Raw genomic sequence first — 26,530 nt, 5'->3', positions numbered from 1 at the left:
GCAACTGATCACCGGCGAAGTGCTGTGGGTCCGGTCATTGTGTGACGCGGATTCGGCAATCGTACAGCCTCGGTCTACGCCTTACATACATGACGTTCTTGAAAAAATCGCAGATGACAAAGTGCCGGCTCAACAATATTTTAAGCTACTGGCATAAGATGGTTGAGCAAAGTTGATAGAATAGGCGTTTGGTCATCTTTGTTACCTACAAAGTAATGTGGACCTCATTCCTTCCCCTAATTCAACAGGAAAACATCCGAGCTGAAGAAATAGGCAAGAATTAGAGAGAATCGTGCGTTCAGCCCGGGCCGTGACCCAGGGAGCATGGTAAAGGCTGGGGCGCATGTGATCAATAGGTTGAAATTCATGACGCGGGCTTTCGCTCGTTTCGTTGACAGACCAGGACGAACTCAGGGCCGGGTTATTCGCCAAAGAAAAACCGCCCCCGCCGCGCACGAGTCTTCGGGCGCGGCGGGGGCGGTCGTTTCAGGCTGGACTAGATCGCTTCGTCGCGGTGGCAGTCCTTGGAGTAGATATACTCCATGCGTTCCAGGCCGGTGCCGTAGCAGGCCTGCTTGCAGAAGGGGGCGATCCAGATGAAATCGCCGGACTCGACGGGCAGCCAGGCCTCGTCGAGGAGGTAGAGGCCCTGGCCCTGGTAGACGTACATGCCGTGCTCCTGGACGTGGGTCTCCACGAAGGGATGGCAGCCGCCGGGCAGGAAGGCGAGGGTGTGGAAGTTCATGTCAAAGGCCTCGTCAACCGGCAGCAGGTCGCGGACGAAGACGTTCTCCATCTGGTCGTAGTGGCTCTCCTCGATTTTGCGGATGGAGCCGCAGACCACCCAGGGCTGTTTCATGGCCGGGTCGGGGTGGGGGATGAAACGCTGCTTGTAAAGGAGGATGGTGACCGGGGCGTCGCCCTTTGAGGCGAAGTCGATCCCCTTGCCGGGCGGGGAGTAGATGTAGCCGCCCGCGGTCAGGGTCTCGGTTTGGCCGTCCACGGTGACGTCCAGGGAGCCCTCGCCGTCCATGACGAAGAGGAGCGTCTCTATGTTTTCGGCCTGGCCGTAGGGCATGGTCGTCCGGCCCTCGGTGGAGACCGTGCCGACCATCTGCACGAAGTTGGCCCCGAGCTTGGGCGAGGCCAGGATGGACAGGGCGCAGCCCGTGATGCCGGGGACCACGTTGATGACGCGCCCCTCGGTGGTGATGACGGCATATTTTCCGGGCTCGTACGAGGACCGGTTTTTCAGGAATCCTTCGGGATAAGGCATGCAATACCTCGTGGTATCATTCGTCGGCCTGCTTGATGGGCCGGCGGCAGGGGGGAGGTCGTTTCCCCCTGCCGCCAGGATAGTCTGCTATTTGCCGAACTTCTCGCGCCAGATTTCGCCGGTCTGCTCCATGTCGGAGTCGGCCCAGGTGCGGCGCATGCGGTTCAGGGTCGGCATGCCCAGGGAGAACTCCTGGAGCCAGTTGCGGGCGAAGATGCCGCGCTCGGTTTCCTCGAAGATCTCCTGCATGGCCTCCTCGTTGATGACGCGGGGGCCGCTGTGGCGCACCGCGAACTCGCAGGTTCGGCTCGCCCGGGAGGTAAGATACGCCTCGATGCCCACGGCGTCGATATCGTCGATGATGGAGCGGATGGAGCGGATCGCCTTGGCGTAGGCAAAGGAGCGGGGGTACCCGTTCTTGACCATGATGTTGTACATGGTGCGCATCAGGTGGATGGTTCCGCCGTACAGCACCTGCTCCTCGTAGTTGTCGCCCTCGGTTTCGTGCTGAAAGGTCATGTCCACCACGCCGACACGGGTGGAGCCCACGGCCTTGGAGATGGCCAGGGCGGTCTCACGGGCGTTGCCGCTGACGTCCTGGTCCACGCTGACACAGCCCCAGATGCCGGAGCCGTCCTTGAACTTCTGGCGGGTGACCGGGCCGGGGCCGTTGGGCACGAACAGGACCACGTCGATGTCCTTGGGCGGCTTGATGGTGCCGTAGAGCACGGCGAAGCCATGGGCGAAACTCAGGGTCTGGCCGGGCTTGAGGTGGCCGTGGATGGACTCGTAGTAGACCGAGGGCTGGGCCGGGTCCTGGAGCAGGATGTGGACGATGTCCGCCTTTTCCACGGCTTCCTCGATGGGATAGACCGTGAAGCCGTCGGCCTCGGCCTTGTCCCAGCTGGAGTGGCGGGTGCGGTCGCCCGCGCCGACGATGATGTTCATGCCGGACTCGCGCATGTTCATGGACTGGGCGCGGCCCTGGCTGCCGTAGCCGATGACGGCGATGGTCTTGCCTTCCAGGATGCTCAGGTCCACGTCCTCGTCACGGTAGATTTTCTCGAATTCGATTTCGCTCATGTTCTATCCTTCTTTATCTGTATTGTGTCGTTTACTCCGGAGCGGCGTAGGTCACGCTCTCGGGATCGTTGGCGGTCTTGAGGATGCAGTTGAGGAGCACATCGGCCCCTGCGGCGCAGTCGGCCCAGGAGGTCTCCTCGACCTCGGCGTGACTGCGGCCGCCGATGCTGGGCACGAAGATCATGGCGCTGGGCGCGAACTGGTTGATGTACACGGTGTCGTGGGACGCCCCGGAAACCATGTCCAGCGCGGGCAGATCCAGCTCCCCGGCGACCTGGTGGATCAGGGAGACCAGCTCCGGGTGGAACGGTGCGCGCTCCACGGCCCAGGTCTGGCGGATCTCCACGGTGCAGCCCGTGGCCTCGGCATTGGCCCTGATGGCCGCCTCGATCTCCTCGCAGACGCGGTCGGTCTCGGCCTCGTCCCAGCCCCGGATGTCGATGGTGAAATGGACGTGGCCCGCGATGACGTTGCGCGAGTTGGGGGAGGGGTGCACCTCGCCCACGGTGGCGACCACGCCGTCCGAGGCCAGACCGATGTCGAAAACCCGCCCGGCCATGCGCGAGAATGCGTAGATGGCGTCCTGACGCTCGTCCATGGGCGTGGGCCCGGCGTGGTTGGGCACGCCCTGGATCTCCACGTCGTACCAGCGCAGGCAGACGATGCCCTTGGGCACGCCGATGGTCCTGCCCCGGCGCTCCAGCACCGGTCCCTGCTCGATGTGGTATTCGAAATTGGCGTGCAACGGCCTCGGGTCGAAGTCGTCCCCGCCCTTGTAGCCGATGCGCTCCAGCTCCGCCCCGAAGGTCAGGCCGTCACGGTCGGTCAGGCCGTACATGGCCTCGCGGTCCAGCTTGCCCGCGAACACGCCCGAGCCCGTAGTGCCGGGAGTGAAGCGGCTGCCTTCCTCGTTGGTCCAGTTGACCACGATGAGGTCCCGCTCCAGGGTCACGCCCGCATCATTCAGGGCGCAGACCGCCTCCAGCCCGCCGATGATGCCGAGGATGCCGTCGAAACGCCCCCCCTGCGGCTGCGAGTCGCAATGGGACCCGGTCATGACCGGCGCCAGGGCGCGGTTCCTTCCCGGCCGAATGAAAAACATGTTGCCCATGCGGTCGATCCGGGTTTCGCACCCGGCCTCCTCAAACCACTCCCTGAGCCGGTCCCGAGCGTCGCGGTCCTCGTCGCTCAATGCCAAACGGGTCACCCCGCCGTTGGCCGTGGCCCCGAAAGCCGCGATCTCCGTCAGAAACCGCTCCAGCCGCTCGGGGTTGGTGTGTATCGTGTTCATTTTTTTTGCCCTTTATTGTTCACGGGGGTGACGAGCTTCCCGGCTCCTTTCCGGCCCGAGAGCCTGTGTCCTCCGGTGTCGTCATCGTAGACGCAGACGGGCTCGCCTCGGAGCCAGGTCTGTTCGATGCGGCCCGTACAACGCATGCCGTCGTATGGTGTCTGTCGGTGCTTGGTGAGCTGTTTCTCCGCCCGGATGGTCCATTGGGCTTCCGGGTCGAAGAGGACGAAGCTGGCCTCGCTGCCTTCCGCCAGGGTTCCCCTGTTCGGGTAGTGCCCGATGAATCGGGCCGGCTCCGAGCTGTAGAGCCGAACCAATTGGCGGATGTCCATTCCGCGCCGGACGACTCCCTCCGTGTGCAACAGGGGGAAAAGGTATTGGACGCCGTTGATGCCACCCCAGCAGGCGTTGAAGGAACTTTGGTGCTTCTCTTCTACTTCGGCGGGGGAATGGTCTGTGCCCAGAAAGTCCACGGCACCGTCGAACACCCGTTGCCACAGCCCTTCCACCGAGTCACGGTTGCGCACCGGCGGGGTGCACTTGAGCGGACCCCGGATGCGGTGCAGGTCTTCTTCGGTGCAGAGCAGGTATTGTGGGCAGGTCTCCACGCTGGCGGCAACGCCGTGTCGCCGTGCCTCGGTCACGAGGTCCACGGTTTCGGGCAGGCTCGCATGGCAGATGTGGAGGTGCGCTCCGGTCCGTTCGGCCAGACCCAGGGCGAACCGGACTGCGGACAGCTCCGTTTCCGGGTCGTGGATGGCCAGGAATCGGTCGATTTCTTCCATGCCGGGCGGGCAACGCAGGGCGTTACGGTCCATTGCCGCCTGGTCTTCGCAGTGTGCGCCGATGAACACGCCGAGTTCTCCGGCTTCGGAGAAACCCCGCCGCATGGTCTCGGGCGCGGGTGTGGGAAAGCCGTCGCCTGCGTCGCAGGTGAACATCTTGAAGCCGTATGCTCCGGCGTTTGCCATGGGGGCCATCTCGTTGACGTTGTCTTCGACAAAACCGCCCCAGATGGCGAAATCAACGACCGAAGAGCGTTGCGCCCTGGCGATCTTGTCGTGCACGTCCGCTTCCGTGAGGGTGTACGGCGCATTGGAGAGGGGCATGTCCGCAAAAAGGGTGATGCCGCCTGCCGCCGCGCCGGACGAGCCCGTGAAATAGTCTTCGCGACGGGTCAGGCCCGGCTCGTTGAAGTGGACATGCAGGTCGATGAAGCCCGGCAGCACGAGCTTCCCGGAGCAGTCCAGGCTTCGGGTTCCTTCAAGGGATTCTTCGGGCGGAGCTATACGGGCGATGCGGCCATCGGTGATGCCGACCGTGGCGTCGCGGACAGTCTCCTCGGTCACCAGCCGGGCGTTTACCAAAACGAGATCATGCATGGCTGTCTTCCTTGGAAATGGGGGAGGTCTTTTCACGGGGGTATGCGTAGCCTCCGGCCTTGCTCGTCCCGAGGTTGAGCCCGATCAGCGACTCCACGAACCTGACCGCCGTGGACACGCCGTCCACCACCGGGACGCCGAGTTCATTGCCAAGCCGTTCCGCGAAGTGGGTCATTCCTCCGCAGCCGAGCACCAGAGCGTCGCTGCGGTCCTTCTTCAGGATGCGGGTCGCGGCCTCGCGGATAATGGAAAATGCGCTGTCGTCGCCGGATTCCTCCAAGGCCAGAACCGGGAGGTCGGACGCGTGTACGCCCCGGCACCGGATGCCCAATCCGTACCTGGCCGCATTGTCTTCGATAATGGGGACAGACCGCTCGAGGGTGGTCAGGACCGAGAAACGGCAGGCGAGCATGGTGGCGGCGTGCATGGCCGCCTCGCCAATGCCCAGGACGGGGCCAGCCAACCTTTCTCGCAGGGCGTCAACGCCCGTGTCATCGAAGCAGGCGACCACGTATCCGTCGGCCGGATCGCTTTGGTCCGTCAGCCGGAGCATGTGATACGCGGCCAGCGCGCCGTCCGAGTGCCCCTCGATGGAGAGAGGGCTGTCTGGCGGGCAGGCTGCGGTGATGTCGGTCCCGGACGAGCAGACCCTGCGGGCGGTCTCCTCGATGGAGCGGGTCATGGGCGCGCTGGAGTTGGGATTGATGATCAGGATGCGCATGAGGCTATTTTCCGATGGCGGCGCGGTTGCGGCGTCGTTTGAGCATGTGGAGGATGAACAGGGTGCCGACGATGACTACAAAGGAAATGAAGGTGGTCAGAGTCCCCAGGGCATAGAGCACGGGCGTGGTCACGTTGGTGGTCATGCCGAAGATCTCAAGCGGCAAGGTGTTCTGCGACCCCGAGGTCATGATGGTACGCGCAAACTCGTCGTAGGAGAGGGTGAAGCCGAACAGGCCCACGCCGACCAGGCTGGGCAGGATGAGCGGAACCACCACGTAGCGCAGGGTCTGGAACGGCGTGGCGCACATGTCCCTGGCCGCCGCCTCGTAGGACTTGTCGAACCGGTTGAACACCGCGAACATGATCAGCAGGCCGAAGGGCAGGGTCCAGGTCAGGTGTGCGCCGAAGGCCGAGCCGTACCAGGTGGGCTCGATCCCGACCTGGTTGAAGAGCAGGCCGATACCGAGGCTGATGAGGATGGACGGGATGATCAGGCTGACGATGGTCAGGTAGAAGAGCACGCCGCTTCCCTTGAACTTCTTGCGGAAGGCCATGCCCGCCGAAAGGGAGATGACCACGGTGGTGACCATTACCGCCAGGGCCAGCAGGAGCGAGCGGGTCAGGGAGCCGCCGAAGTCGCCCACGGCCTGCTGTTCGAACAGCTTGTAGTACCAGTGCAGTGATACGCCGTTCATGGGAAAGGTCAGGCCGCCGGACGGACCCTGGAACGAGAGGATGCCGATGGTCAGCGTAGGCCCGTACAGAAAGAGAATGAACAGGGCGAAGAAGGCGGTCAGGAAGTAGAAGCTCATCGGGCGCTTGGTCGAGTTCTGCATGGCGGGCTCCTAGAGATCCTTGCGGATGTTGGCGAATCTGAAGAGGATGGCGAGCATTATCAGGACCGTGGCCAGCAGGGTCACGGCGCCCGCTGCCGCTGCGGGATACTGCAGCAGGCTGATCTCGTTGTAGATGAGCAGCCCAACCGAGGCGCTCAGTCCGCCGCTCATGAGCCGGACCGTGATGAAGTCTCCCATGACCAGGGTGAACACGAAGATGGTGCCGATGGTGATGCCGGACTTGGACAGGGGGATGATCACCTGGGTGATGACCTGCCAGGGTGTCGCACCTGCGTCGATGGCCGCTTCGACCAGCTTGCGGTCGATGCGCATCATGGAGTTGAAGATGGGCACCACCATGAACAGGGTGTAGAGGTGGACAAAGGCCAGGACCACGGAAAAGTCGCTGTAGAGAAGAAATTCCAACGGGTGATCGGTCAGCCCGACGGCCTGGAGCGTCTGGTTGACCAGTCCGTTGCGGCCGAGCAGGGGAATCCAGGAAATCATGCGGATGATGTTCGAGGTGAGGAAGGGCACCGTGGCCAGCAGGAAGCAGATGGTCTGCGACTTGGTGGTGCGGAGATGAAAGGCCATGTAGTGGGCTGCGGTGAAGCCTATGAGCAGCGTCAGCGCCCATGAGGTTACGGCGTAGAACAGGGTCTTGGCGTAGGCCTGCCATGTTACGGACGATGTCAGCAGAAAATCGTAGTTGTCCCAGATGAAATCGGGGATGACGGAAAAGGCGTTGTAGTCCCAGAAACTGACGATCACGATCATGATGGTCGGGATGACCAGGAAGATCAGCATGATCATGAAGAGCGGGAGAGCCTGGAGATATGCGCTTTTGGCGTTTTCCATGGGATGGGACCTTTGGGACGAGGCTCCCCGTTTTCCGGGGAGCCTCTCGAGGTTAGGTTAGGAGGCGATGAATTCGTTCCACTTGCGGATCATGTACTTGTTCTCGTCCATGACCGAGTTCCAGCAGGCCACGTGGCCCATGCGCTCGTTGTAGGAACCACCGTCGCGGATGGCACCGGCCTTTTCCATGACAACGCCTTCGGGGCTGACGATGTCCTTCTTGGCGGCCTTGCCCTCGATCCAGTAGCCCCATTCGTCGTCCGACATGTACTGCTTGGAGGTCTCGGGGGCCGCGCTGTAGTAGCCCTGGCGGTTGAGGTAGGCGCCGGCCCAGCCGGAGATGTACCAGTTGAAGTACTCGTAGGCGGCGTCCAGCTCCAGGCCGGACAGGTGGCGGGCGATGCCCAGGCCGCCGCCCCAGGCGCGGTAGCCTTCTTCCAGCGGCTGGTACTTGCAGGGGATGCCCTTGGCGCGGACTGCGGCGACTGCCGGGGACCACATGGACTGGATGACGACTTCGCCGGAGGACATGAGGTTGACGGACTCGTCAAAGGACTTCCAGAAGGCGCGGAACTGGCCGTCCTTCTTGGCCTTCTTGAGGACCTCGATGGTCTTGTCGATCTCGTCGCGGGTCATGTTGCCCTTGTCGCCGTACTTGATGACGCCCATGGACTCGCAGATCATGGCGGCGTCCATGATGCCGATGGCCGGAATGTTCAGGATGGAGGTTTTGCCCTTGAACGCGGGGTCCATGATGTCACGCCAGTTCTTGATCTCGCGGCCGACCAGGTCGGGACGGATGCCGAGGGTGTCGGCATTGTAAATGGTCGGGATAAGGGTCATCCACTTGGTTTCGTTCTTGGAAAACTTCGTGTCGTCCTTGTGTTCGACGAAGCCGACCGTGTGCGGGGCGGTTCCCTGCGCGATCTTGGAGTCGGGGGTCAACTTGCCGTTTTTAAACAGGGGGGAAATCTTGTCGTAGAGCTTGATGCGGGAGGTATCCATGGGCTGGATGCAGCCGCTGGGATACACTTTTTTGCAGACCCAGTATTCAATGTCCGCGATGTCGTAGGACTTGGGCTGGGTGACCGCGCGCTGCACGACCGCGTCGGAGTCCAGGGCGGTCATCTCGATGGTGAAGCCGAGCTCTTCCTTGACCTTGTCCGCGATGGCGTTGACGCTCGCGGTGCCCGTGCCGAACTGGCGCAGTTTGATGTTCTTGATGTTCTGGGCCCACACGGTGGGGAAACCGGTGATGACCGGTGCCGCTGCGACGGCAGCGGTGGCTGCTGCAGCGGTTCCCAAAAATTTCCTGCGACTCATCTTGCCGGTTTTCTTTGCCTCGTCTTTACCCATGGCTCTCTCTCCTCTAGGTTACTAGTTTTTGGCAGTGCCCCTATTAGGGGGAAATACATTCATGTCGCGGCAGGCCCAGCCGAGAGAGACTTTCTGTCCCGGTTCTGGGCGAGTCGCAAAATATCTGTCGTCGGCGATATTGACCTGTACAATATCGCCGCTGTCGATTTCGCAATGCACAATGACGTGGCTTCCCTGGTATTCGGTCAAAACCACGGTGGCAGGCATGCTCATGTCGAGGCCGGAAGCTTCCTCCTCGAGGCGGATGTGGTCCGCCCGCACGGAGAAACCGTAGGTGCCTGCCTGCTCGAGGTGCTGCTGCGAACCGCACGTGCAAGCGGCGGCGCCATCCATGGTCACCGTGTATCCGTTCCCGGAAAGGGGTTCGAAATGTGCTGAAAAGATGTTGTGGCCGCCGATGAATCCGGCAACGAAGGGGGTGTTCGGCGTCTCGAAGACCTGGCGGGGCGTCGCGATCTGCTGAATGGTGCCCTTGGACATGACCACCACCTTGTCCGCCAGGGCGAAGGCCTCTTCCTGGGAGTGGGTGACATGGATGAATGTCATGTCCAGCTCCTTCTGGATGTTCCGCAGCTCCTTGCGCATCTGCACGCGGAGGAACGGGTCCAGCGCCGAGAGGGGTTCGTCGAGCAGGATGACCGAAGGCTTGGTGATGAGGGCTCGGGCAAGGGCCACCCGCTGCTGCTGCCCGCCGGAAAGCTGGTCGGGCAGCGCGGCCGCATATTCAGCCATGTGCACCAGTTCCAGTAGTTCCATGGCCTGACTGCGGCGGGCCTTCTTGGACTCGCCCGCAATTTTCAGGCTGAAGGCGACGTTGTCCACGCAGGAGAGGTGGGGGAACAGGGCATAGTTCTGGAACATCAGCGCGGTCTTTCGCTTTGCAGGCGGCGCATTGGTGATGTTGCGCCCGTCCAGCAGGATGTCGCCTTGCGTGACCTCCTCATGCCCGGAGATCATGCGTACAGCCGTGCTTTTGCCGCATCCGCTCGGTCCGAGCAGGCAGCAGTATTCTCCAGCCTCGATGGTCAACTCTATGTCGCGTAACGCTTCGACGGGGCCGTAATATTTGGCCAGTGCCGACAATTCCACTTTTCCGATGCTGCTCATTTCAGTCCGCCGCTGGTACTATGGTTTGCCTTTCGTTTGTCGCGGATGTTGGAACGCTTGGTTTCTCTCGCATTCCGCCCGATGTGGGGCTTCCGTTCTTCCCTGGCAGGGGTGACGTTCACCGCATATCTCCAGTTGTCTTTTGGCTGACCGCCCTGACCACGAGTGGCTGTCCGGTATGACCGGTTTCTAGATGGACCATTTTAATCTAATTGTCAATTGAGAATGAAAACTAGCTTAGAAAAAAATTAAAAATAACAAAATTATCAAAAAATAGGCAATATGCCACAAAAGTGTAGTTAAAAAATACTTCTGGACAAAATGCAAAAAAGCATGTGAATAGAAAAAATCGAACTGGTAAGACCAGTCTGCGTATGCAGTAACTTTTAGCTCCAAGTTGGAATGTATGCCCCTAAAAACACACAATCATTATGACGGGACTGCCGGACGCAAGCAGTCCAGAACAGAGGCTGCAGTATATAGTATTGAGTCATTGATTCGGCAGAACGGCTGGGCGGATGGCCAGAGACTGCCTTCCCAGCGGACACTGGCTGAGGAGCTTGGATTCAGCCGTCCTACCATTCGTGAGGCGCTGGTTTCCCTGGAGGCCAGGGGGCGGCTGGTCATCCAGCCTGCCAAGGGCGTCTTTCTGGGCGGCCCCAGTCAGGGTTCGGCCCCGGGGCTGCCTTCGAGTGTGAAGATTCAGGCCTCGTCCGCGCTCTCCGGCCGCGAATCCCAGATGTACCAGTTCCGCCACGCCGTGGAACCGGCCATAGCCGGTCTGGTTGCGGTCAACGCGACTTCGGCCCAGGTGGAGGACATGGGCGTGGTGGTGGCCGGAATGTACAGGGCTCTCGAAAATCGGGACCTGAAGGAGTTCTCCCGGCTGGACTTCACTTTTCACTCGCAGATGATCGAGGCTGCGAACAACCGCTTCTTCACCGAGGCCATCACCCCGTTTCTGGGCCTGTTTTTCGAGAGTCAGACCCTGCCGCTCTCCTTTGACGAGAGTGTGCAGGAGACCGTACGCGAGCACGAACGGATTATGGAATATATCCGGGAGCGCCGTCCTGTAGAGGCGCATCAGGCCATGGAGCGTCATGTACGCGGCGTTGCCAAACGGGCAGGCGTCAATCTTGTGGAGTAGCGGGCCGCTACGATATTTCTTCCGCTGTGAACTTTTGAGCGGCCCCATGTCTTAATAGTATATGGAAGAGCGAACTTGGTGGGAGCTTCCACGCGCGTCGGTACACCCGGGCGTTGTGTCCCATTTGTCCATCTGACAGCTTGTTGCTGAAAATCGTACAAGGGTGGGCGTGAGTCAACTTTCCCCATCTCTGCCGCAGCGAGATAATGAGGTTGTTCCTTTCAGGGGATGACCTTTTTCATTTGGGATAATCCGGGAGCATAGTCCTCAAGCAGCACGCGGGAGATCTTCCGCTTTCCCGGCGGTTGCGGCGTTCTCGCCTCCTGGGCAAGTTGGCCCGACTTCACTTCATTTCTTTTGCAATGATTGGACAGTCCGGGAGAGCTCCGCGAGTTCCGGTTCTCGTCTTGTGAGTTGCCGACCCAATCCTTCCCCCTAGGGCAATGTTTCCGCTGCCCTGCATTTCGAATCAGCCAAAACAATTAATGTCAGTAAATAATGTTTGTTAGCTAATTTCCAGTTGGTTTGCCCCTGCCTGGCCACGACTGGGGAGTTCGCGCTCATGCTTTGCGCTCTGTTCAAAGAAGATGAATGATTATGGGCTATTGTCATAAATATTAGCTAAAGAATCCGAAGAGTGTTGACTTTCCCTCATACGGGAAGGGCTAGCATGCCCTTGTGAGGATGAAAAAGGTTCAGCCCCCATCGCCATCCCGGCGCCGAGGAGCAACCCGCATCCGGACCACTACTCTAGTTATGGGGAGAACAGTTTGAGGTATTACGGCGAAGAGGCCCTGGGTCTCATTGAAACACTCGGAATGGTACCGGCCATCGGCGGCGCGGATGCAATGCTCAAGACCGCTGACGTCGAGCTTGTCTCATATGAAAATGTCGGCTCTTCCCTGGTGACCGTGATGGTCAAGGGCGATGTTGCCGCTGTCGAGGCTTCGGTCGCCGCGGGATCCGTGGCCGCCGCAGAGGTCGGCAAGCTGACCGCCAAGAACGTCATGCCCCGGCCCATTCGCGGCGTGGGGGATATTGTCTCCGTGCATGCCGTGGAGCGTTCGGGCGACGCTGAATCCCAGCCGCGTCCCAAGGCCATGGGGCTCATCGAGACCTTCGGTATCGTCTTCGTCCTCGAGGCGGCGGACGCCATGATGAAGACCGCTGACGTGGAACTCATCGGATACGAGAACGTGGCCGCCGGCTACATGTCGGTTCTTGTCCAGGGGGACGTTGCTGCCTGCAAGGCTGCCGTGGAAGCCGGAGTCAAGGCCGTGGAGGCCATGGGCGCATCCGTCTACAGCTCCCTTGTCATCCCCACCCCGCACCCGGATCTGGCGACGATCACCAAAATCTACGCCATCGAAAACTTGCTGCCCTAGCCGGACGGTTAAAGGCGCAGGAAGGAAAGGAAGACAGGATGATCATCGATAACGATCTGCTCTCCATGCAGCAGGCCAGGATTCTCGCGGAGAACGCTTTCGCCGCACAGAAGAAGCTGGCGGCTTTTTCCCAGGAGAAACTGGACGAGATCGTCGAGAAGATCGCCCTTGCCGTGGAGTCCCACGTCAGGGATCTGGCCCTGCTTTCCTCCGAGGAGACCGACAGCGGCGTCTGGCAGCACAAGCTGGCCAAGAACCGCTTCGTCTGCACCACGGTGCGTGATCAACTGCGTTCCCTGCGTTGCGTGGGCGTCATCTCCGAAGATGCCGATAACGGGCTGATGGACGTGGGTGTGCCCATGGGCGTAATCGCGGCCGCCTGCCCGTTCACCAGCCCGGTCTCGACAACGATCTACAAGACCCTCATCGCCATCAAGTCCGGCAACGCCATCGTCTTCACGCCGCATCCGCAGGCCCAGCGCAGCATGAAGCGGGTGCTGGACATCATGATCTCCGCCGCCGCCGAGGCGGGCCTGCCCGAGGGCTGCCTGTCCTACCTGGACACCGTGACCAAGAGCGGCTCAAAGGAGCTCATGGGGCATCCGGCCGTGTCACTGGTCATGGTCTCGGGGGTGCCCGGCATGCTCGAGGCGGCGCGCTCCACGGGCAAGCCGGTCATTTACGGCGGTACGGGCAACGGCCCGGCCTTCATAGAGCGGACGGCCGACATCCGGCAGGCGGTCAAGGACATCCTGGACAGCAAGACCTTTGACAACGGCATGGCCCCGTCAGCCGAGCAGTCCATCGTGGTGGACGGCTGCGTCTTGGACAACGTGATCGGCGCCCTCGAAGAGCAAGGGGCCTACGTCATGTCCGAGCCGGAGTCCCTTGCCCTGGCGGAACTCTTTTTCTGTCCGGCCGGGCAACGCCGAAAGGGCACCGTGGGCGTTCCCGCCGTCACCCTGGCCAAAAGGGCCGGATTCATCGTGCCGGAGGGCACCAGGGTGCTGGTGGCCAGGCGCAAGTATGTGGCCGATGCCGACCCCTATTCCCGGGAGCTCCTTTCTCCTGTGCTGGCCCTCTACGTGGAGGACGACTGGATGCACGCCTGCGAGAAGTGCATCGAATTGCTCCTGCATGAACGGAACGCGCACACCCTGTCCATCCATTCGGGCGACCCGGAGGTCATCCGCCAGTTCGCCCTGAAAAAGCCCGTGGGCAGGCTGCTGGTCAACACCCCGGCCGCGTTCGGCGGCATGGGCGCGACCACCAATCTTTTCCCGTCCATGACCCTGGGCGGCGGCTCGGCGGGGCGGGGCATCACGGCGGACAACGTCTCCCCCATGAATCTCATCTACGTCCGCAAGGTCGGCCATGGCATCCGGGGAAAGCACGTTCTGGGTGACGTCTCGGAGGCCATCGGGAATACCCCTGTCCCCGATGCTTCGGCGGCCGGGAAACAAACCGAATTTATCGAATCGGACCTGATGCAGTTGCTGCAGCAGGTTCTGAAGGAAGCGATCGACACCGTCAGGTGATCCCGAGTGATCACGCGGTGACACAGTCTCAATACACGGAGGAAGCAGAGTGGATCTTCAAGCATTTTCTGACAAGCTCGCCGAGGCGACCAAGAACCTGAGCCCCGAGGAACGGGCCTCGCTGCGCAAGCTTTTCGAGGGCGTTTCCACCGAGTTGTTCACGGAGAAGTCCGCTGAGAGCAGGCCGGTGAACGACAAGGCCGCAGGCATTCCCGACGGTCCCACCGAGCGTCATGTGCAGCTGAAGGAGAACTTCCTGAAGGCCGTGCCCAGCGTGTCCATCCACCGGGCCCGCACCATCACCCAGGTCGCCAAGGAAAATCCCGGGCTGCCCACCATCCTCATGCGCGCCAAGTCCTTCAAGCGGTGCTGCGAAACTGCGCCCCTGGTCATTCAGGACAACGAACTCATCGTGGGCGCGCCCAACGGCGCTCCCCGCGCGGGCGCTTTCTCTCCTGACATCGAGTGGCGCTGGATGAAGTCCGAGCTGGATACCATCGGCACCCGTCCCCAGGACCCGTTTTACATCGCCGAGGCCGACAAGAAGGAGATGCTCGAAGAGATTTTCCCCTTCTGGGAGAACAAGTCCGTGGACGAGCAGTGCGAGAGCCAGTACCGCGAGGCCGGACTGTGGGAGATGTCCGGCGAGTCCTTCGTGTCCGACTGCTCCTATCATGCGGTCAACGGCGGCGGCGACTCCAACCCAGGATATGACGTCATCCTGATGAAGAAGGGCATGCTCGATATCAAGGCCGAGGCCGAGGCGCATCTTGCCGAGCTGGACTACGCCGAGCCAGAGCACATCGAGAAGATCTATTTCTACAAGTCGATCATTGACACGGCCGAGGGCGTCATGGCCTACGCCAAGCGGCTGTCCGACTACGCCGCCGAGCTGGCCGCCAGGGAGAGCGACCCCAAACGCAAGGCCGAGCTGATCAAGATATCCGAGGTCAACGCCCGTGTCCCGGCCCATGCGCCGAGCACCTTCTGGGAAGCCATTCAGGCGGTCTGGACCGTCGAGTCCCTGCTGACCCTGGAGGAGAACCAGACCGGTATGTCCATCGGCCGCGTGGACCAGTACATGTATCCGTTCTTCAAGGCCGACCTGGAGGCTGGCAGGCTGACCGAGTACGAGGCCTTCGACCTGGCCGGCTGCATGCTCATCAAGATGTCCGAGATGATGTGGCTGACCTCCGAGGGCGGCTCCAAATTCTTCGCCGGCTACCAGCCATTCGTGAACATGTGCGTGGGCGGCGTCACCCGTGACGGTGCCGACGCCACCAACGACCTGACCTATCTGCTTATGGACGCGGTTCGCCACGTGCGCATCTACCAGCCTTCCCTGGCCACCCGGGTGCACAACAAGTCGCCGCAGAAGTATCTGAAGAAGATCGTGGACGTCATCCGTTCCGGCATGGGTTTCCCTGCCGTGCACTTCGACGATTCCCACATCAAGATGATGCTGGCCAAGGGCGTGAGCATTGAAGACGCCCGCGACTACTGCCTCATGGGTTGCGTCGAGCCGCAGAAGTCCGGCCGCCTGTACCAGTGGACCTCCACCGGCTACACCCAGTGGCCCATCTGCATCGAGCTGGTGCTCAACCACGGCGTGCCCCTCTGGTACGGCAAGCAGGTCACCCCGGACGCCGGAGACCTGGGCCGGTTCGACACGTTCGAAAAGTTCGAGGCGGCGGTCAAGGAGCAGATGAAGTGGATCACCCGGAAGACCAGCATCGCCACGGTCATTTCCCAGCGGGTTCATCGCAGCCACGCGCCCAAGCCGCTCATGTCCATGATGTACGAAGGGTGCATGGAGTCAGGCCGCGACGTTTCCTCGGGCGGCGCCATGTACAACTTCGGCCCCGGCGTGGTTTGGAGCGGGCTGGCCACCTACGTGGACTCCATGGCCGCCATCAAGAAGCTGGTCTATGACGACCGGAAGTACACCCTGGATGAGCTCAACCAGGCCCTGGTGGCCGAGTTCAAGGGGTACGAGCAGATTCGGAAAGACTGCCTCGCCGCGCCCAAGTACGGCAACGACGACGACTACGTCGACATGATCGCCTCCGATCTGGTCAGCTTCACCGAGCAGGAGCACCGCAAGTACAAGACCCTGTACTCCGTGCTCAGCCATGGCACCCTGTCCATCTCCAACAACACCCCCTTCGGCCAGCTTCTGGGCGCGTCCGCCAACGGTCGCGACGCCTGGATGCCCTTGTCCGACGGCATCAGCCCCACTCAGGGCGCCGACTACAAGGGCCCCACCGCCATCATCAAGTCCGTGTCCAAGATGGCCAACGAGAACATGAACATCGGCATGGTGCACAACTTCAAGATCATGGCCGGTCTGCTCGACAACCCGGAAGGGGAGAACGGACTGATCACCCTGATCCGCACCGCCTGCATGCTCGGCAACGGCGAAATGCAGTTCAACTACCTGGACAATGATACTTTGCTCAAGGCCCAGGAGCACCCCGAACAGTATCGCGACCTCGTGGTCCGCGTGGCCGGATACAGCGCCTTCTTCGTGGAGCTGTGTAAGGACGTGCAGGACGAAATCATCAGCCGGACCATGCTCCACGCCATCTAGGCGAGGGAGCGGGGACTCACGCAACAGCCAGGTATCAGGAAACAGACCGTGATCGAAAGAAAAGCCCAGATATTCAACGTCCAGAAGTACAACATGTACGACGGGCCGGGCGTGCGGACCATGGTCTTTTTCCAGGGCTGTCCCCTGCGCTGCACCTGGTGCTCGAACCCCGAGGGGCAGCGGCGCGGATTCCAGGTCCTGCTGAAGAACGACCAGTGCGTGCACTGCGGGGCCTGCGTTCCAGCCTGTCCGGTGAATATCCACCGCATGGATGCCGCAGGCCGCCACGTGGTCGCCCGGAACGTGGAATGCGTGGGGTGCCGCAAGTGCGAGGAAGCCTGCCCGGAATCGGCCCTGGCCATCTCCGGGGAGAGCAAATCCATCGCCGAGATCCTCGAGATCATCGAAGAGGACCGCCCCTTCTATGAGACCTCGGGAGGCGGAGCCACCTTGAGCGGCGGCGAAGTCTTCGCCCAGCCCGAGGCCGCCATCAGCCTGCTTCAGGCCTGCCGCCAGCGGGGCATCAACACCGCAGTGGAGACATGCGGCTACGCCCGCCCAGAGGTGATCGCCAGCGTGGCGGAGCACGTGGACCTGTTCCTCTATGACATCAAGCACATGGATTCGGATGAACATTACCGGCTTACGGGCGTGCGCAACGAGACCATCCTCCGCAATCTCGTCTGGCTGCTCGAGAACCGTCACGACGTGAAGATCCGCCTGCCGCTCCTCAAGGGAGTCAATGACGGCGAGGCCGAATTGAATCTGTTGGCCGAGTTCCTCGCTCCGTATCGGGAACTCAGGAATTTCAAGGGAGTGGACCTGCTCCCGTACCACAAGATGGGCGTGAGCAAATACGGCCAGTTGGGTTGGGATTACTCGGTGACGGGTGACCCGAAACTGGACGAGGAAGACCTCGCGCGCATCGGTCAAACCCTCGGCAGGCACGGCCTCTCCGTGTCCGTGGTCCGGCACTAGCCAGGACTGATGACGAGGCGGGACAGGAGTAGATCGACCATGACGGCAATAGGATTCATTGAGACCTGGGGGCTTGTGCCCGCCATCGAAGCCGCGGACGCCATGCTCAAGGCCGCTGACGTACGCATCCTTGAACGGAATCAGGTGGGTTCCGGCCTGGTTACCATCACGGTGGCCGGAACGGTCTCCTCGGTACAGGCCTCGGTTGATGCCGGAGCCGCTGCGGTCCAGCGGATCGAAGGCGGGGTCCTGGTTTCCAGGCACGTCATTGCGCGTCCGGACCGGGAGGTCGCAGCTGTTATCCGCACCTGCCCGGCTGTCGAGCCCCCCTCTGGAAGCGTTCCCGAAGTTGTCGAGATTTCCGCCGAGCCCAGGACCGAAGTCCCTGCCGAAATCAAACGCCTCTCCAGCGCCGCGTTGAAGAAAATGAAGGTCGCGGAGTTGCGCAGCCTTTACCGGTCCCTGACCGGCGATGAGGCCGAGGCTGGCAAGAAGAAAGATCTGATTGAACTTATTGTTAATGTATATAGGAAGATAGAGGAGTAGTCTTATGGTAGACAAGGATTTGCTGTCCATGCAGGAGGCCCGCTCCCTGGTTCGCGCCGCAAAACAGGCCCAGGCCGATTTTGCCCGCTATGACCAGGAACGCGTCGACGCCATCGTCAAGGCCATTGCCGAGGAGGCATACGTCCAGGCCGAGTCCCTGGCCGCCCTGGCCGTGGAGGAGACCGGCTTCGGCAAGGTGCAGGACAAGAAGACAAAGAACATACTGGCCAGCCAGGGGCTGATCAAGGCCATCGAGGACATGAAGACCATCGGCGTCCTCAATGACGACAAGGCCCGCAAGGTCGTCGAGGTGGCCGTGCCCATCGGCGTGGTGGCGGGAATCGTTCCCTCGACCAACCCCACTTCCACGACCATCTACAAATCCATCATTTCCCTGAAGTCCGGCAACGCCATCGTCTTCACCCCGCACCCCAGCGCCAAGAAGTGCATCGGCAAGACCGTGGAGATGATTCGCGGTGTGCTGGACCGTCTGGGCGTGTGCGCGGACATGGTTTCGGTCATGAGCGTTCCCACCATCCAGGGGAGCGGCGAGCTCATGCGCCAGGCCGACCTGATTCTGGCCACCGGCGGACCCGGCATGGTCAAGGCGGCCTACAGCTCCGGCACCCCGGCTCTTGGCGTTGGCGCGGGCAATGTCCCCGCCTATGTGGAGCGCACCGCCAATGTCGAGGACGCCGTGTCCAAGATCATGGCTTCCAAAACGTTCGACAACGGCACGGTCTGCGCCTCGGAGCAGTCCATCGTCGTGGATCGAGTCATCGCCGACCAGGTCAAGGCGGCACTTATCGCCCAGGGCGGATACTTCCTCCAGGGCGAGGATCTGACCAAGGTCAAGGCGGTCATGGAGCGCGGCAACGGGACCATGAACCCCGCCATCGTGGGACGCGACGCAGCCCACATCGCCAAGCTGGCCGGGATCGAGATCCCGCACGGCACCAGACTGCTGGTCTCCGACGAGAAAGGCGTCGGTCCCAAGTTTCCCTTCTCCAAGGAGAAGCTCACCCAGCTCATCGCCTTTTACGTGGTCGAGGATTGGCAGGAAGCCTGCGAGCTGTGCCACGCCCTCCTGGAGAACGGCGGCGTGGGGCACTCCCTGGCTATCCACTCCCACAACGAGGAGATCATCCGCGAGTTCGGCATGAGAAAGCCGGTCTCCCGCATGCTCGTCAATACCCCGTCCACCCACGGAGCCGTGGGCCTGTCCACCTCGCTGTTCCCTTCCTTCACCCTGGGGTGCGGCGCGGTGGGGGGCAGCTCCACCTCCGACAACGTCACTCCGCTCAACCTCATGAACGTGCGGCGCATCGCCTACGACCTGGGGAACACGGAGTGCCCGGCCCCCGCTGCCCAGAGCTGCGGGACCAACATCGACGTTCAGGCCATCACCGCCATGATCGTCGAGCAACTGAAGAAGATGGCGTAACCCGGCAACGGGTCAACTCGTAGCGAATTAAGCTGAATATAAACTTGCAAAGGAGAACAACATGTCCCTCAACGCACTCGGAATGATCGAGACCAAAGGTCTGGTGGGCGCAGTGGAAGCCGCTGACGCCATGGTCAAGGCTGCCAACGTCACCCTGGTCGGCAAGACTCAGGTGGGCGGCGGTCTGGTGACCGTGATGGTTCGTGGAGATGTCGGCGCCGTCAAGGCTGCCGTTGATGCCGGCGCTGCCGCCGCCAAGAACGTGGGCGAACTGATCAGCGTTCACGTCATCCCCCGTCCCCACAGCGAGGTGGAGACCATTCTGCCCTCCGCCGAAGGCTAATCTGATCGTACGGCCATGCGCCGTGCCGTCGACGAAGTGGAGGGAACCCGCCGGGTTCCCTCCACTGCCCCGGATTCAGGAACCTGAGACAATTCGCAAGCCATGAATATGAACGAGAAAGTCATCAACGAAATTTTGGGTGGAGTAATTCAGACGCTGGTGGACCAGTTGAAGGGCGAGGGCGTGTCCCTGCCGACCGACTGCGCAGTGTCCGGCGAAACCATCCCCGTGGAGCTGTCCGCGCGGCATGCCCACCTCAGCGAAGCCGACGCCATGGAGCTGTTCGGCCATCCCCTGACCCCAGCCCGCGACCTGTCCCAGCCCGGACAGTTCCTCGCCAAGGAGCGGGTCCGACTCATCGGCCCCAAGGGCGTCATGGACAACGTGGCGGTGCTCGGGCCCTCCCGCGGTTCCAGCCAGATCGAGATTTCCCAGACCGACGCCCGCATCCTGGGGGTGAAAGCCCCGGTGCGCCAGTCCGGCGACATCAAGGATACGCCAGGCATCATCCTGGCCTCCGAAAACTCCATCGTCGGCCTCGAACAGGGTGTGATCGTGGCCGCGCGCCACATCCACATGACCCCCGAGGACGCCAGGCGTCTGTGCGTCTCCGACAACCAGCTGGTGAGCGTGCGCCTTGACTCGGGGCGGCCCATCATCCTGGAGGACGTGCTGGTGCGGGTCAACGAGCAGTTCAAGCTGTCCCTGCACATCGACTTTGACGAAGGCAACGGTTCCGGTTGGCACTCCAAGGTGACCGGCCGCATCGTGACCAGGCAGTAGGGGGCAAAATGGACTTCAGCGTTGTGGACCGCAAACTGAGCGCCCTGGAGCGTTGCCTGACGGAGACCGTGCCGGTGTCCGCCGACGAGCGCCTTCGCGTGGGCGTGGATCTCGGCACCGCCTACATCGTGGTGGTGGTCCTCAACGACGCCGGGGACCCCGTGGCCTGCGCCATGGAGTTCGCCCGGGTGGTCAAGGATGGCCTGGTGGTGGACTACATCGGTGCCACCCGTATCGTCCGCAGGCTCGTGGATGACCTTGGCCGACGCCTGGGCCGTACGCTGACCCGGGCGGCCATCGCCGTCCCGCCGCTGACCGGCGGAAAGGACTGCAAGACACACCGCTACGTGGTCGAGGGCGCGGGTCTCGAAGTGACCGGCACCCTGGACGAGCCCACTGCGGCCAACGCGGTACTCGGCCTCGAGAACGGGGTTGTCGTGGACATTGGCGGCGGAACCACCGGCTTGTCCGTTCTTGAAGCGGGCGAGGTCGTCTACGTGGCCGACGAAGCGACCGGCGGCACCCATGTTTCCCTTGTTCTGGCGGGCAATTATGACCTGACCCTGAACGAAGCCGAAGAATTCAAGATGGACCGAAGCCGTCAGGCCGAGGTCCTGTCCGTGGTCCGGCCCGTCATCCAGAAGATGGCCTCCATCGTGGCCCGTCATATCGACGGTCGGAACGTTTCCTCCATCTGTCTGGTGGGAGGCACCTGCTGCCTCGAGGGCCTGGAAGGGGTCATGGAGAAGGAACTCGGTCTTCCCGTCTTCAAACCGGCCAACCCGTTTCTCGTTACCCCGATGGGCATTGCCCTGAACTGCGCCTAGGAGCTGAAGTTGACGAATTTCGACTTGCAAGACCTGGCCCGGCGTATCGCGCGGGAAGTCCTGAACAGGCTTCAGGAAGGGGAGCCCGCTCCCTGCGTCCTGGTTCTGGCCGAACGCAGCTGCGAGCTTGCGGAAAAGGTCCGTGCCAGCATGGGGGACGGCTATGACTATTTCTTTTTGGGCGAGGAAACGCCGGAATGCGACCCTCACCGGTATGTCCTGCCCGGGCTTTCCTGCGTCGCCATGGCGCAACTGGCCGTGGGGGGAGCCTCGGAGGAGGTCGCGGCTCGGGTTCTGGGGCTTCTGCTCCGCGGAAAGCGGGTGGAGGTTCTCGAGTATGAGCACCGCGCCTTCGATGGGACTGCTCCGCATGCGTTGTATTCGCTGTACGAGTCCCATGTCGAGACCCTGACCGGATACGGTCTCGTGCCCTTGGAAAAAGTGAAGCCGGAACGTGTCTGTTGCCGCGAGATGCTGGTCACGGAAGACGTGGTTGAACGCCACGACGGCGTGTCCGTACTCATGGTGCCGAAGACTGCCCTGGTCACGCCGCTCGCCTATGACGCGGCCCGTGACCGTGAGATGACCATTCGGAAATGTTTGTGAGGATGACCTTATGAAGATCGGCAAAGTGATCGGCAATGTCTGGGCCACCCGCAAGGAGGAATCCCTGCGCGGCCTCAAACTGATGGTTGTGCAGCCGGTTGGCGCGGACGAAGCGGGGGAGCGTGCCAGCTTTGTCGCCGTGGACTGTGTCAGCGCCGGTATCGGCGAGACCGTGCTGGTGACCCTGGGCAGCTCCGCGCGCAAGGCGCTGGCGAACCCGGAATCACCCGTGGACGCGGCCATCGTGGGCATTATCGACGGCTGCGACGAGGCCTAGCCCATGGATACGCTGGGTGTCGTCGAGTGCAAAAGCATCGCCTCCGGCGTGGCCGTGGCGGACGCGATGATGAAGATCGCCGATGTGGAGCTTGTCCGCGCCGGGACCATCTGCTCGGGCCGCTACATGATCTACGTCTCGGGCACTCGGGCGGCTGTGGACGCGTCGGTCAACGAGGCCGGGGAGTCCGGTCGTGCGCTCAAGGGCGCCTTTGTCATCTCCGGGGTTTCCGACCAGGTCCTCTCTGCCCTGAGGAAGGAGTCTCCGGTGAACCCGGCGGACGCCCTGGCCGTGATCGAGTGTCGTTGCGTCTCCGCAGGCATCAACGCGGCCGACGTCGCGGTCAAGCGGTCGGACGCCATTTTGGCCAGGCTGGTGACGGGGCAGGGCATCAACGGCAAATCCTATTTCGTGTTGAGCGGCGACGTGGCCTCCGTGCGTGAAGCGGTGGAGGCGGCCGAGGTCGCGCTGGGTACGGAGCTCATTGAGGCGGTTGTGATCCCAAGACCGGACGCCTCGGTCGTAAACTCCCTTGTCAAAGGGGTGAGGTAGACAATGAAACGGACACTCGTGATCAAGGGTGAAATAGACCAATACATCTGTTCGGAAACAAAGACTTTCTATGCCGAAGAGGGCGTCATCCTGACGCCGGGCGCCAAGGATGAACTCAGCCGACGGGGCATCGCCATGGTGCGCGGCGAACGTCCGGAGCCTGCTCCTGTCGCTCCTGCCACTCCTGCCGCCGCGTGCGGAGAGGTCGAGGGCGGAGTGCAGGACCTGCTGGTGGCCGTTGCCGCTTTGGTCAAGACCGAATTTGATGTGGAAGATCCCGAATTGATCAAGGCCATCAGTTGTCAGGCCGTGAAAACCCTTATGGAAAACCTCTAGATCGGACACTCGCGAAGGAGATCGTCATGTTGAAAGCTTTGGGTATGATTGAAACCCGTGGACTGGTTGGCGCAGTTGAGGCGGCAGACGCCATGGTCAAGGCCGCCAATGTCGAGTTGGTGGGCCGTGAACAGGTCGGCGGCGGTCTGGTAACCGTCCTGGTCCGTGGTGACGTGGGCGCGGTCAAGGCCGCAGTGGACGCCGGCTGCGTCGCCGCCAAGAACGTAGGCGAGCTGGTCAGCGTGCATGTCATTCCCCGTCCCCACGATGAAGTTGAAATGATTCTTCCCAGATAGAGAAGATGGAGCGCGGCCCGCGGGTTCAGCGGGGCGCGCCCGTGAATTTCGGTCCTTGAGACCATGTGTGGCAGAGAGCGCCACGACCGTGCCCAGGCACGAAGGGCCTGAACAGGCCAGGGTGACCCCCCAAACCGATTGTACAAAGGGAACGCAATGCGAGAACAGATCATAGAGAAGATACGGGAAGCTGGCGTGGTTGGCGCCGGCGGTGCCGGTCTGCCCACCCACGTCAAGGCCGGAGCCACCGTGGAGGCGGTCCTGGTCAACGGCGCTTCCTGCGAGCCGCTTTTGATGAGCGATCCGTACCTGTTGGAGGCGGAGATCGACACTGTGGTGCAGGGCCTTGAGACCGTCATGGACTGCGTGGGCGCCAAGCGGGGCATCATCTGCCTCAAGGGCAAGCACGCCAAGGCCATGGAGGCGGTCCGTGCACGCGTGGCCAGGGATGCCTCGGGTCGGCTGGAGGTCTTCGAGCTGGCGGACTTCTATCCTGCGGGCGACGAGCAGGTGCTCGTGCGCGAAGTCCTGGGCAAGACCATCCCGGAGCGCGGCCTGCCCTTGCAGGTGGGCGCGGTGGTGAGCAATGTGGAATCCCTGTACAATGTGGCCCTGGCCATGGAGGGCAAGCCTGTCACCCACCGCTATGTGACCGTCACCGGAGAGGTGGCGAAGCCCATGGTCGTCAAGGTGCCCGTGGGCGCGCTGGTCTCCGACGTGCTGGATTTCGCGGGCGGTCCCACCATCGCCGACTACAAGGTGGTGGACGGCGGCCCCATGATGGGGCGGGTACTTCCCGACACCGATCAGCCGGTGACCAAAACCACCAGCGGCCTGATCGTGCTGCCGCCGGACCACAACGTGGTGGCCCCCAAGATCATGTCGCCCGAGCGTATCCGGCGCATCAGCAATACCATCTGCTGCCAGTGCACCCGGTGCACGGATCTGTGCCCGCGCAATCTGCTTGGGCACTCCCTGCACCCGCACAAGCTCATGCGCGTGCTCCACTCAAACATCATGGAAACCGAAGTGGCCAAGGAGGCCCTGCTCTGTTCCGAGTGCGGCGTCTGCGAGAAGTTCGCCTGCCCCATGGGCGTGTCCCCCCGCGAGGTCAACGCGCAGATCAAGCAGGTGCTCATGGCCAACCGGGTTGCCTGGGAGGCCGGTGACAAGACGTACCGGAACAACCCGTTCCGGTCACACCGCGCCGTGCCGACAAAGCGCCTCATCCAGCGGCTGAACCTGGTCAAGTACGACGGCCATCCGTCTTTCGCGGGCGAGATGCCCGTGTCCCGGGTATCCATCCCGTTGCACCAGCATATCGGTGCGCCGTCCGTCTGCGTGGTGGGCGAGGGCGACTCTGTGCACAGGGGCGACCTGCTCGGCGAGATGCCCGAGAACGCCATGGCCGCCCGGGTCCACGCGAGCATTGACGGGAAGGTCGAGTCCATCGCGGACGGAAAAGTAATCATCAAGGCTTAAGGGAGATATATCATGAAGTTGCGTACGATCGGGTGCGTGGAACTGAACAGCGTCGCGCTCGGAATGCACGTCGCGGACGAAATGATCAAGGCCGCCGAGGTGGAGCTGGTCATGGCCCGTCCCACCTGCCCTGGACGATACATCGTCATCGTCACCGGAGATGTGGGCGCGATTCAGAGCTCGGTTGAAACAGGCTGCGAGATCGGCGGCGACATGGTGGTGGACTGGTTCACCATTCCCAGTGTCCACCCGGATGTCGTCCCGGCCCTGAGCGGCACCTCCCTTGCGCCGCAGGTGGACGCCCTGGGCGTCATCGAGACCTGCACCACCGCCTCCTGCATCCTGGCGGCCGATGCCGCGGCCAAGTCCGGTATGGTCCATCTGCTGGAGATCCGCACCGCCGCCGGGCTGGGCGGCAAGGCCTTCGTGACCATGACCGGCGACGTGGCCTCGGTGCAGTCCTCAGTGGAGTCCGGCGTGGCCGGCGTCGGCGACGCAGGGCCCGTTCACAGTCATGTGGTCATCCCGTCTCCGAGTAAGGCGCTCAAGGATCAGCTTCTCTAATCACCACAGGGCAGGGGGATACGCCGATGCCGTTTCAGCAGGAAGAAGCCAAACAGCGAATCATCCAGGAGTACGTGCCGGGTCGGCAGATCACGCTGGCCCATGTCGTCGCCAGTCCCCAGAGGAGCATCTACCTGAAGCTGGGCCTGGACGACGACGCGAGCGGGGCTATCGGCATCATGACCATCACCCCCAGCGAGGCCGTGATCATCGCTGCGGACGTGGCCACCAAGGCGGCGGACGTCGAGATAGGCTTCCTGGACCGCTTCGGCGGCTCCCTGCTCTTTACCGGTGACGTCGCCAGCGTGGAGGCCTCCCTGCGGGCCGTGCTCGACTATTTCGAGGCCAACCTGCACTACACTTCGGTGGAGCTGACCCGGTCGTAGGAACGGTTTTCGTGAAGCGCTTCATGTTCATCGGTGAGACGAACTCGGGCAAGAGCGGCCTGATCCGCGCTCTGTCTGGTGAGTCCTATTCCCCGCGACGCGCCATGGCGGTCGAGTTCTTCGGACGATACGTCAACACGCCCGGGGAGTTTCTCGAGAACAGCCGCTACTACCATGCCCTGATCACCTCTTCGGCTGATTGCGCCGTCCTGGTTCTGGTCCAGGACGCCACGAGTCCCACCAGTCTTTTCCCGCCCCTGTTCGCGCCCATCTTCAATCGGCCCGTGGTGGGAGTGGTGACGAGATCGGAAGAGCCGGGGGCGGCTCCGGATCGCGCCGAGCGGTTCCTGCGGAGCGCGGGGGTACGCCGGGTAGTGCGTACGGATTTTCGGAACGGAACCGGTTTCGATTTACTCGACGCCATGCTTTCCGACCAGTCGGCATGACGTCCTGTTCCATCTACCGCAAAGGCCGCGCAGCGTATGCTGCGCGGCCTTTGCATTTGCCGGGAAAAGAG

28 protein-coding genes are annotated in these 26,530 nt (G+C 62.1%); 19 read left to right on the top strand and 9 right to left on the bottom strand.

The window, feature by feature from the left end; genetic code table 11:
* Positions 1–496: 496 nt before the first annotated feature.
* The 9 genes from allE to GM415_RS17825 form a co-directional block, all read right to left on the bottom strand.
* Entirely contained in the window at positions 497–1,276 is a 780-nt protein-coding gene (allE, locus tag GM415_RS17865; protein WP_158950614.1) for a (S)-ureidoglycine aminohydrolase, read from the bottom strand.
* An 87-nt stretch (positions 1,277–1,363) separates the two neighbouring features.
* Positions 1,364–2,359 (bottom strand): ketol-acid reductoisomerase, encoded by a 996-nt coding sequence (gene ilvC, locus GM415_RS17860; RefSeq protein WP_158947502.1) that lies wholly within the window; start codon positions 2,357–2,359, stop codon positions 1,364–1,366.
* A 31-nt stretch (positions 2,360–2,390) separates the two neighbouring features.
* Positions 2,391–3,650, bottom strand: a complete 1,260-nt coding sequence (locus GM415_RS17855) for a Zn-dependent hydrolase (RefSeq protein ID WP_158950612.1) — start codon at positions 3,648–3,650, stop codon at positions 2,391–2,393.
* A complete protein-coding gene (gene allB, locus GM415_RS17850; protein WP_158950610.1) occupies positions 3,647–5,032 on the bottom strand; it encodes an allantoinase AllB in 1,386 nt (461 codons plus the stop codon). Before allB ends, GM415_RS17855 begins: the two co-directional genes overlap by 4 nt.
* Entirely contained in the window at positions 5,025–5,753 is a 729-nt protein-coding gene (locus GM415_RS17845; RefSeq protein WP_158950608.1) for an aspartate/glutamate racemase family protein, read from the bottom strand. The genes allB and GM415_RS17845 overlap by 8 nt, the downstream gene beginning before the upstream one ends.
* Positions 5,754–5,757: 4 nt before the next feature.
* Entirely contained in the window at positions 5,758–6,591 is an 834-nt protein-coding gene (locus GM415_RS17840) for an ABC transporter permease (RefSeq protein WP_158950606.1), read from the bottom strand.
* Between the two features lie 9 nt (positions 6,592–6,600).
* Positions 6,601–7,449: an ABC transporter permease gene (locus tag GM415_RS17835; protein ID WP_158950604.1), complete on the bottom strand. Its 849-nt coding sequence runs from the start codon at positions 7,447–7,449 to the stop codon at positions 6,601–6,603.
* A gap of 57 nt (positions 7,450–7,506) precedes the next feature.
* Positions 7,507–8,805, bottom strand: a complete 1,299-nt coding sequence (locus GM415_RS17830) for an ABC transporter substrate-binding protein (protein WP_158950602.1) — start codon at positions 8,803–8,805, stop codon at positions 7,507–7,509.
* 21 nt (positions 8,806–8,826) lie between these two features.
* Positions 8,827–9,933: an ABC transporter ATP-binding protein gene (locus GM415_RS17825; protein WP_158950600.1), complete on the bottom strand. Its 1,107-nt coding sequence runs from the start codon at positions 9,931–9,933 to the stop codon at positions 8,827–8,829.
* Positions 9,934–10,339: 406 nt separating this feature from the next.
* Between GM415_RS17825 and GM415_RS17820 the strand changes: the two genes are divergently transcribed.
* From GM415_RS17820 to GM415_RS17730, 19 genes are all read left to right on the top strand, one after another.
* Entirely contained in the window at positions 10,340–11,080 is a 741-nt protein-coding gene (locus GM415_RS17820) for a FadR/GntR family transcriptional regulator (RefSeq protein WP_158950598.1), read from the top strand.
* 770 nt (positions 11,081–11,850) lie between these two features.
* Positions 11,851–12,465, top strand: a complete 615-nt coding sequence (locus tag GM415_RS18225; protein ID WP_158950596.1) for a BMC domain-containing protein — start codon at positions 11,851–11,853, stop codon at positions 12,463–12,465.
* Positions 12,466–12,503: 38 nt separating this feature from the next.
* Positions 12,504–14,003, top strand: a complete 1,500-nt coding sequence (locus GM415_RS17810; protein WP_158950594.1) for an aldehyde dehydrogenase family protein — start codon at positions 12,504–12,506, stop codon at positions 14,001–14,003.
* A gap of 49 nt (positions 14,004–14,052) precedes the next feature.
* Positions 14,053–16,593, top strand: coding sequence for a choline trimethylamine-lyase (gene cutC, locus GM415_RS17805; RefSeq protein WP_158950592.1), 2,541 nt, complete (start codon positions 14,053–14,055; stop codon positions 16,591–16,593).
* A gap of 48 nt (positions 16,594–16,641) precedes the next feature.
* The gene (cutD, locus tag GM415_RS17800; protein ID WP_158950590.1) at positions 16,642–17,571 is read left to right on the top strand and encodes a choline TMA-lyase-activating enzyme; all 930 of its coding nucleotides are present in this window, start codon (positions 16,642–16,644) and stop codon (positions 17,569–17,571) included.
* Positions 17,572–17,610: 39 nt separating this feature from the next.
* The gene (locus GM415_RS18220; protein ID WP_158950588.1) at positions 17,611–18,117 is read left to right on the top strand and encodes a BMC domain-containing protein; all 507 of its coding nucleotides are present in this window, start codon (positions 17,611–17,613) and stop codon (positions 18,115–18,117) included.
* Positions 18,118–18,121: 4 nt separating this feature from the next.
* Entirely contained in the window at positions 18,122–19,561 is a 1,440-nt protein-coding gene (locus GM415_RS17790) for an acetaldehyde dehydrogenase (acetylating) (RefSeq protein ID WP_158950586.1), read from the top strand.
* A gap of 61 nt (positions 19,562–19,622) precedes the next feature.
* The gene (locus GM415_RS17785; RefSeq protein ID WP_158950584.1) at positions 19,623–19,904 is read left to right on the top strand and encodes a BMC domain-containing protein; all 282 of its coding nucleotides are present in this window, start codon (positions 19,623–19,625) and stop codon (positions 19,902–19,904) included.
* A gap of 108 nt (positions 19,905–20,012) precedes the next feature.
* Positions 20,013–20,687: a phosphate propanoyltransferase gene (pduL, locus tag GM415_RS17780; RefSeq protein ID WP_158950582.1), complete on the top strand. Its 675-nt coding sequence runs from the start codon at positions 20,013–20,015 to the stop codon at positions 20,685–20,687.
* An 8-nt stretch (positions 20,688–20,695) separates the two neighbouring features.
* Entirely contained in the window at positions 20,696–21,514 is an 819-nt protein-coding gene (gene eutJ / locus GM415_RS17775) for an ethanolamine utilization protein EutJ (RefSeq protein ID WP_158950580.1), read from the top strand.
* 9 nt (positions 21,515–21,523) lie between these two features.
* The gene (locus tag GM415_RS17770) at positions 21,524–22,120 is read left to right on the top strand and encodes a hypothetical protein (protein WP_158950578.1); all 597 of its coding nucleotides are present in this window, start codon (positions 21,524–21,526) and stop codon (positions 22,118–22,120) included.
* Positions 22,121–22,130: 10 nt separating this feature from the next.
* Positions 22,131–22,397 (top strand): EutN/CcmL family microcompartment protein, encoded by a 267-nt coding sequence (locus GM415_RS17765; protein WP_158950576.1) that lies wholly within the window; start codon positions 22,131–22,133, stop codon positions 22,395–22,397.
* A 3-nt stretch (positions 22,398–22,400) separates the two neighbouring features.
* On the top strand, positions 22,401–22,949 hold the full coding sequence (locus GM415_RS17760; protein ID WP_158950574.1) for a BMC domain-containing protein: 549 nt from the start codon (positions 22,401–22,403) through the stop codon (positions 22,947–22,949).
* 3 nt (positions 22,950–22,952) lie between these two features.
* Positions 22,953–23,285, top strand: a complete 333-nt coding sequence (locus GM415_RS17755) for a hypothetical protein (RefSeq protein ID WP_158950572.1) — start codon at positions 22,953–22,955, stop codon at positions 23,283–23,285.
* A 26-nt stretch (positions 23,286–23,311) separates the two neighbouring features.
* Positions 23,312–23,581 (top strand): BMC domain-containing protein, encoded by a 270-nt coding sequence (locus tag GM415_RS17750; RefSeq protein ID WP_158950570.1) that lies wholly within the window; start codon positions 23,312–23,314, stop codon positions 23,579–23,581.
* Positions 23,582–23,737: 156 nt separating this feature from the next.
* Positions 23,738–25,063 carry a 4Fe-4S dicluster domain-containing protein gene (locus GM415_RS17745; protein WP_158950568.1) on the top strand — a complete coding sequence of 442 codons (1,326 nt, stop codon included), beginning with the start codon at positions 23,738–23,740 and terminating at the stop codon, positions 25,061–25,063.
* 12 nt (positions 25,064–25,075) lie between these two features.
* Positions 25,076–25,627 (top strand): BMC domain-containing protein, encoded by a 552-nt coding sequence (locus GM415_RS17740; RefSeq protein ID WP_158950566.1) that lies wholly within the window; start codon positions 25,076–25,078, stop codon positions 25,625–25,627.
* Between the two features lie 26 nt (positions 25,628–25,653).
* Positions 25,654–26,013 (top strand): BMC domain-containing protein, encoded by a 360-nt coding sequence (locus tag GM415_RS17735; protein ID WP_158950564.1) that lies wholly within the window; start codon positions 25,654–25,656, stop codon positions 26,011–26,013.
* Between the two features lie 11 nt (positions 26,014–26,024).
* Positions 26,025–26,459, top strand: a complete 435-nt coding sequence (locus tag GM415_RS17730) for a EutP/PduV family microcompartment system protein (protein WP_158950562.1) — start codon at positions 26,025–26,027, stop codon at positions 26,457–26,459.
* Positions 26,460–26,530 lie beyond the last annotated feature (71 nt).

The organism is Pseudodesulfovibrio cashew, from assembly GCF_009762795.1.
In the GTDB taxonomy this organism is placed as follows: Bacteria; Desulfobacterota; Desulfovibrionia; order Desulfovibrionales; family Desulfovibrionaceae; genus Pseudodesulfovibrio; species Pseudodesulfovibrio cashew.
This window is presented reverse-complemented; position numbering and strand designations above follow the sequence as displayed.